Source organism: Flavobacterium cutihirudinis (assembly GCF_003385895.1).
GTDB lineage: Bacteria > Bacteroidota > Bacteroidia > Flavobacteriales > Flavobacteriaceae > Flavobacterium > Flavobacterium cutihirudinis.
This window is the reverse complement of the sequence record NZ_QRDQ01000013.1, coordinates 141,576-148,555: the sequence shown is the minus strand read 5'-3', so window position 1 is coordinate 148,555 and position 6,980 is coordinate 141,576. Positions and strand designations below refer to the sequence as shown.

Annotated in this window: 4 protein-coding genes and 1 rRNA gene; 4 read left to right on the top strand and 1 reads right to left on the bottom strand. The window is 33.8% G+C overall.

The features are described from left to right. Positions 1-262: 262 nt before the first annotated feature. A 5S ribosomal RNA gene (gene rrf / locus BD847_RS20050) occupies positions 263-372 on the top strand. Positions 373-721: 349 nt separating this feature from the next. Here rrf and BD847_RS20045 read toward each other — a convergent pair. Beyond that, a complete protein-coding gene (locus BD847_RS20045) occupies positions 722-1,741 on the bottom strand; it encodes a proline iminopeptidase-family hydrolase (RefSeq protein WP_115890023.1) in 1,020 nt (339 codons plus the stop codon). Between the two features lie 457 nt (positions 1,742-2,198). Here BD847_RS20045 and BD847_RS20040 point away from each other — a divergent pair, with 457 nt between their 5' ends. The 3 genes from BD847_RS20040 (at position 2,199) to BD847_RS20030 (ending at position 6,877) form a co-directional block, all read left to right on the top strand. Beyond that, positions 2,199-3,167, top strand: coding sequence for a type I phosphomannose isomerase catalytic subunit (locus BD847_RS20040; protein WP_115890022.1), 969 nt, complete (start codon positions 2,199-2,201; stop codon positions 3,165-3,167). Positions 3,168-3,368: 201 nt separating this feature from the next. Continuing rightward, on the top strand, positions 3,369-4,379 hold the full coding sequence (locus BD847_RS20035) for a LacI family DNA-binding transcriptional regulator (protein ID WP_115890021.1): 1,011 nt from the start codon (positions 3,369-3,371) through the stop codon (positions 4,377-4,379). Positions 4,380-4,888: 509 nt separating this feature from the next. Continuing rightward, the gene (locus BD847_RS20030) at positions 4,889-6,877 is read left to right on the top strand and encodes a beta-mannosidase (RefSeq protein WP_115890020.1); all 1,989 of its coding nucleotides are present in this window, start codon (positions 4,889-4,891) and stop codon (positions 6,875-6,877) included. Positions 6,878-6,980: the final 103 nt, after the last annotated feature.

Sequence of the window (6,980 nt, the reverse complement as noted above, 5' to 3'; positions counted from 1 at the left end):
AAGATGACCACGTTGATAGGCTATAGATGTAAAGGCAGTAATGTCATAGTCGAGTAGTACTAATAATCCGTAAGCTTATGTACACCCTTTTCCCGGGAGCGAAAGCTCTCGGGAGAGAACTTTCTAAAATAGTAAATAAAACTTTTTTCTTTATCTCAGTATGTTAAGATATTTGCTCGACGCAAGAGCAGTTGATGGTCAATAGTTGATAGTTGATGGAAAATCCAACAACCGACAACCACAAACCAACAACTAAAAATCTTAAGGTGGTTATTGCGGCGGGGCTCACCTCTTCCCATCCCGAACAGAGAAGTTAAGCCCGCCTGCGCAGATGGTACTGCAGTTATGTGGGAGAGTATGTCGTCGCCTTTCTTTTGAGAATCCTCATCATTCACTTGATGGGGATTTTTTCGTTTTACAAATGTTTGGGAAAAATACCTCTTATCCCTAATTAAGACCCGACGGTGCAACTGCGGGCAATCTTTAGCTTGAAAACCGTTTGTGGCTGTTTTGAAAACTGAAAACGTTTATTCTTCCCTAAACGCGTTAGGGATGGGAGTGGCATCCTTTTGCGGGAAACCAAAAACTACCAGACTTACCTGAAACTCCTCCCGCAAAAGATACAGCGGACAGCCCGACCCAGAGGGAAACGCCATAATTATTCTTTTTTTTAAATAAAAGGTTTGTATGTTGCAAACCAAAGCATTGTGTTCTGTTCTTTTTAGATTTTTTTGCTGTCAACCTCCTTTATAAATTCTATGACCCCATTCATAAAGATTTTTTGATCATCCCACATGGCCAAGTGGCTACCGTTTGGGCAGTATAGATATTGTCCATTTTTGACTAATTTACTTTGTTCTTCCATTGCTTTTGGATCCATAGTATCATATTTTGCTCCTATCATTAAGGTAGGGACAGTTATTTCATGTAGTCTACTTTTTATGTCCCAATTAGCTAATCTTCCGCTGATTCCGAATTCGCTTGGTCCCTGCATCATAGTGTAAATTTCACTGTTCATGTGTTTGTTAGCACGATTTAAACCGTCAGGAGATTCCTCTAGTCGGCAAAGATGTTTTTTATAAAAATTAGGGATTAACAATTCCATGTATCTCGGATTAGAAAAATCTTTTTTTGCTTCGATTGCTCTAATTTCAGCCAGGATTTCCGGCTTCATTTGTTTTGCGAGAACATCCTTAGCATATTTTCCGTACTCAGGTGCACTTGCCACCATATTAGCTACAAGAAGGCCTTTTATTTTGTCCTGATGTTTTAGAGCGTATTCCATAGCTAGAATTCCACCCCACGAATTTCCAAGTATATAGAAGTTATTTTTGTCTGCATTAATAGCTTTACGAACTTGCTCTACTTCGTCTACAAAACGGTCTGTTGTCCATAAACTGCTGTCTTTGGGTTGGTCGCTGTAGTAAGATCCAAGCTGATCGTATTCGTAAAATTCGAAGCCTTCACGCTGAAAAAATGTTTCAAAACATTCCATATATTCGTGAGTCATTGCTGGGCCTCCGTGTAATAGCAAAATTTTAATTTTAGGATTATTCCCAAATCGTTTTGTCCAAACTTTAAAATTGCCAACAGGTGTTTTTATTGGAATCATTTTAACACCAGCACTTTGAATCGGACTTGTTTCCTTGTACGTGAAATAATTTGCTAAAGAATCTGTCTGGCCTTCTTTTTTGCAGGAGATCAAAAGTAGAAACACTAAAAGTAATAGTATTTGACGCATTTTCTTTTTTATTTATAGTTAGACGTTTTGATTTTTATAAATCTAAAATACGAATTAAAGTGCAGCTTTTTAACAGTATTTATTAAGATTTAGATAAGGGAACTCTTTTTATTAATTAATTTGTTTGTGATTATATTTTTTTGCTATTTTTACTAAATCGTTTTAGCTATTTGAAATTAAGAAATAGGAACTGTTTGTTAGTTGTTATACTAATGAAAACCTGTGCATAGTGATTATTAATTTTAGTTTTCTTCCGAAAGGGAAATAGTTTAAAACGATTACTTATTAAGACAGAAAGAGTGCTGTTTATGACGTAAGTTCACAGTCATGAAATAAGAAAAGTGACAATTCCATTCATACAAAAATCAAACAGATGTTTTTGTCGATTGGGGAATGGCTATTTTCAATAAAGAATGAAATAAATAAAAAAGTAATAATTAAAATAAAAACATCAAACATGAGTGCAAAAATGTATCCAATGCAATTTGAGCCGATTCTGAAAGAAAGAATTTGGGGAGGAGAAAAATTAAAAACAATTCTTAATAAACCAATAAACTCAAAAATTACTGGAGAAAGCTGGGAATTATCTACTGTTGAAGGAGACGTAAGTATTATAGCGAATGGATCATTAAAAGGGAAATCATTAATGGATATTATTAATGAATCACCAGACGAGGTTTTAGGAACAGCTGTTCATGCCCGATTCGGAAAGCAATTTCCTTTATTGTTTAAATATCTTGATGCGAGAGAAGATCTCTCTATTCAGGTTCATCCAAACGATAAATTAGCTAAAGAACGTCATAATTCTTTCGGAAAAACTGAAATGTGGTACGTAATGCAAGCAGATACGGATTCGCGTATTATCGTTGGCTTTAAAGAAGATTCTAATAAGGAAGAATATTTGAATCATTTAGAAAATAATACTCTTGTCTCTATCTTGGATGATGTGAAAGCAAAATCGGGAGATGTTTTTTTTCTTGAAACAGGGACAGTTCATGCAATTGGAGCCGGTTTAGTAGTTGCTGAAATTCAACAGACATCTGATATTACCTATCGTTTATATGATTTTGATCGAGTTGATGCACAAGGCAACAAAAGAGAATTGCATGTGGATTTAGCACTTGATGCGATCAATTATAATAAGGTCGAAACTTTTAAAAACTACGATAAAGTTTTTAATCAATCGAATGTAATAGTTGACTGTCCTTATTTTACAACAAATTATCTTCCTTTGGATGGAAAAGTAGAAGTTAGTAAAAACGGTAAAAGTTTTACTGTGTATATGTGTGTTGATGGTAATTTTGAAATTGAAAGCGAAAATGAAAAGTATATTTATAAAAAAGGAGATACAGTTTTAGTTCCAGCGGCGCTAAAAAGTTTCAGTCTTAATGGCAACGCAGCTGTTTTAGAAGTTTGTATCGTTTAGTTTTCTTTTGGAATCTTTGAAAATAATAGTGTTTTTAATAAGATATTAGCTGTAAAAGTCTTATAATTGCTATGAATTATATTTAATATTAACGATAAATAAATGATTTATTTAAATATAATGTTTACAAAATCGTTTTAGTTTCTATTTTTGTTTATATTTGTGATTAAGATTAATGATAATTTAATATCAGCACGCTTCATGAAAAAGATTACCATAAAAGATATTGCTACAGAAGCTCAGGTTTCTATTTCTACGGTATCTTTTGTTATAAATGGGAAGGGTGAGAAAATGGGTATTAGCGCTGCTGTTATTAAGAAAGTACAAGATGTAGCAGAAAAACTTAATTATAGGCCAAGCATGATTGCTACTAGTTTAAGAACTGGGAAGACAAGATCTATTGGGCTTATTGTGGAGGATATTTCGAATCAGTTCTTTTCTGATCTTGCGCGTATAATTGAAGAGGAAGCGAGAAATATTGATTACAGAGTTTTTTACTGTAGTACGGGAGATGATGATGAACGTTCTGAAGAGTTGATTCATAGTCTTTTACAAGCTAATGTGGATGGTTTTATTATTACTCCGACTCAAAATCTTGAAAAGAAAATAGATCTTCTATTAAAGTTGAAAAAACCTATGGTTTTGATTGACAGATATTTTCCGGATCAAAATGTAAGCCACGTAGTAATGGACAATTATGAAGCAGCAAATTCGGCTACAAAATTTTTGATTAAGAAGGATCGCAAAAATATTGCCGTCGTGAATAATACTTCTGAAATGATTCAGATGAAATTAAGGGAAGATGGTTACAGAGATGCTTTGAAAGAAGAAGGAATGTATAAGGAAGAACTTGTGCTTCATTTGGATTATCATAGTAATGAACAAACAAGAATTGACGGTCTGGTAAGTTTTTTTAAGAAAAATAAAGAAATTGATGCCGTTTTATTTTTAACAAATTATATGGGGCTTTCGGGGCTTCAGGCTTTGAGAGGACTAGGAATTAATATTCCTGAAGATATTTCGATAATAAGTTTTGATGATCATGACAGTTTCAAATTGCATTCACCAACAATAAGTGTAATTGCGCAGCCAATTGTAGATATTGGAATCAAAGCGATAGAACTTTTAATGAGTCAAATGACAAATATTGAAACATTTAAAGTCGAAAAAAGTTTAAAAAAGGGCGATCTGATAATCAGGGAGTCTGTCTGATTTTTTGAAATATTAAAAAGAAAAGAAAAAAACGTTTCGTTTTTTTTTGCCATTTCACTAAATCGTTTTAGTCTGAAAATAAGATTTGGTTAGTGTAAAAGCCAGCCTGATTAAAAGTGTATAAGAAACACAACCCATTATAAAGTTGATTGTGGGGTGTAAATGAGTTAAAAATTTTGGTTAGTTAGTTGAATTAAGCCGGGTAGAAATCCTGTAACTCCCGGCTTATTTTAAATTTAATTTTCGGAAGATTTTGATTTTGCTGATTTCAGTTTAAATTAAGCAAAAAAAAATAAAAGAGAAATAAAATGATTGTCTATGCAATCAAAAATATAAAATAAGTTAAGCCTGGCAGCCGTAAAAAAGGAAATGATTTCTGGATATTTTGTTAGTTACTGTTATTCTGATTTAAAACCTAAAAGAGAAGGAGCCGATTGCGAAAACCGATCGCCCTTCTCAAACTGCCAGCGATTAATTTGATAAAAATAATAAAATAGGAATTCGGTAAAATGAAGTATAAAAGTAGCTTTTATTGGTTTGTTGGTATTTGCGTTGCAAGCTTTTCTTTTGCGGCTCAAGCTCAAAATATTGATATAAAGACAGGTTGGCAGTATCGCGAAATAAAAACTGAAAAATGGTTTCCCGCAACAGTTCCGGGAGAAATTCACACTGATTTATTACGCAATAAAACAATTCCTGATCCATTTTACAGGGATAACGAAAAAAAACTGCAATGGATTGACCTAAAAGATTGGGAATACAAAACAACTTTTAAACTTACCGACGCAACATTAAAAAAGAAAAATGCTGAGTTGGTTTTTGACGGATTAGATACTTACGCTACAGTTTACCTAAATAATAAACAGATTTTAAAAGCTGACAATATGTTTCGTCAGTGGCGTGTGGAAGTAAAAAATTTGCTGAAGACTGGAAATAATGAATTGGTAGTCGTATTTAAATCGGCACAAAATGTTGTTGATTCACTTGCCAAAAAAGATTTGCCTTTTGTTATTCCTGACAATCCACGCCTTTATGCTCGAAAAGCACAATATCATTTTGGATGGGATTGGGGACCTAAATTTACTACTTGCGGAATTTGGAAAACGCCACGTTTGGAAGTTTATGACACAAAGACTCCAGAAAAACCGTACGTGATGGACCGCAAAATTGAATTGGTACAGCAACCGGATAGTATTGGGAAGTCATTTTACTTTAAAATTGACGGAAAACCGGTTTATATGAAAGGTGCCAATTATATTCCGTCAGACGCTTTTCTTTCGCGTATGACAAAAAAAGAATATGAAAAAGTGATTTCTACAGCCAAAGATGCCAATATGAATATGCTTCGTATTTGGGGTGGCGGAATTTATGAAGACGATTATTTTTATGACTTATGTGATAAAAACGGAATTTACGTTTGGCAAGACTTTATGTTTGCTGGTACAATGGTACCGGGCGACAAAGCTTTTTTCGATAATGTAAAAGCAGAAGTGCAGTATCAGGTAAAACGTCTTCGTCATCATAAAAGCATTGTTTTATGGTGCGGAAACAATGAAGCCGATGAAGCTTTTAAAAATTGGGGCTGGCAGAAAGCTATGAAAATGTCGAAACAAGATTCAACTCGTATCTGGCATGATTATGTTCGTTTGTTTCAGGATAGTATTCCAAAATGGGTAAAAGAAGTTGATAATAAAAGACCTTATGTAAGTTCTTCACCTTTATTTGGATGGGGAAAAAAAGAAAGTCTTACACAAGGAGACAGCCATTATTGGGGGATTTGGTGGGGACTTGACGATATAGAAATAGCGAACTCTAAAACCGGTCGTTTTGTTAGTGAATACGGAATGTTGGCAATGCCAAATTACTCTTCAGTAGAAGCCTTTACTTTACCGGAAGATCGTTATTTGTACTCTGATATTTTAGAAGCGCATTTAAAAGCCGGAAAAGGATTTATGAAAATAGATTCTTATCTAAGTCGATATTTTATTGATTCGACCAAGATTAAGAAAATGAATGTCGAAGATTATACATATCTCACGCAATGTCTGCAATATTATTCTTTAAAAAATATTATCGGAATTCAAAGGTCAAAAGCGCCTTATAATATGGGAACATTGGTTTGGCAGCTTAATGATTGCTGGCCAGTAGCAAGCTGGAGTGTTACCGATTATTACAATCGAGAGCCAAAAGCGGCTTGGTATGCAATAAAAGAAGCGTACAGAGATGATAAAACTCCTGAAATTGATTTGACTCGTCCGATTGATTTGAAATTAGAAGATCCAAAAATAACATGGAAAGTTTCAGGAAATAAAATCATTTTAAAATCTTCTAAGGCTGCAAAATATGTATACGTTTCTATAAAAGGTTATACAGGAAAATGGAGTGACAACTATATTGATCTTAAGGCCGGAGAAGAAAGAACAATTTCTTTTGAAGGCAAATTATCGAAGCCACAAGTGAAAGTTTTCTCTTTATACGATGTTTTAGCAAGGTACTAAGGTTCTAAGTTTTGGTACAAAAGTTTTTGTTGAGTCGCGCTAAAGTGCGTCTTTCTTGAGATTTAAAATTCTGAGATAAAAAATAGCGGCATAGATTGATGTA

Excerpts from the sequence above, each read along its gene's own strand:
- BD847_RS20045 (WP_115890023.1), bottom strand. The coding sequence starts at position 1,741 with ATGCGTCAAATACTATTACTTTTAGTGTTTCTACTTTTGATCTCCTGC.
- BD847_RS20040 (WP_115890022.1), top strand. The coding sequence starts at position 2,199 with ATGAGTGCAAAAATGTATCCAATGCAATTTGAGCCGATTCTGAAAGAA.
- BD847_RS20035 (WP_115890021.1), top strand. The coding sequence starts at position 3,369 with ATGAAAAAGATTACCATAAAAGATATTGCTACAGAAGCTCAGGTTTCT.
- BD847_RS20030 (WP_115890020.1), top strand. The coding sequence starts at position 4,889 with ATGAAGTATAAAAGTAGCTTTTATTGGTTTGTTGGTATTTGCGTTGCA.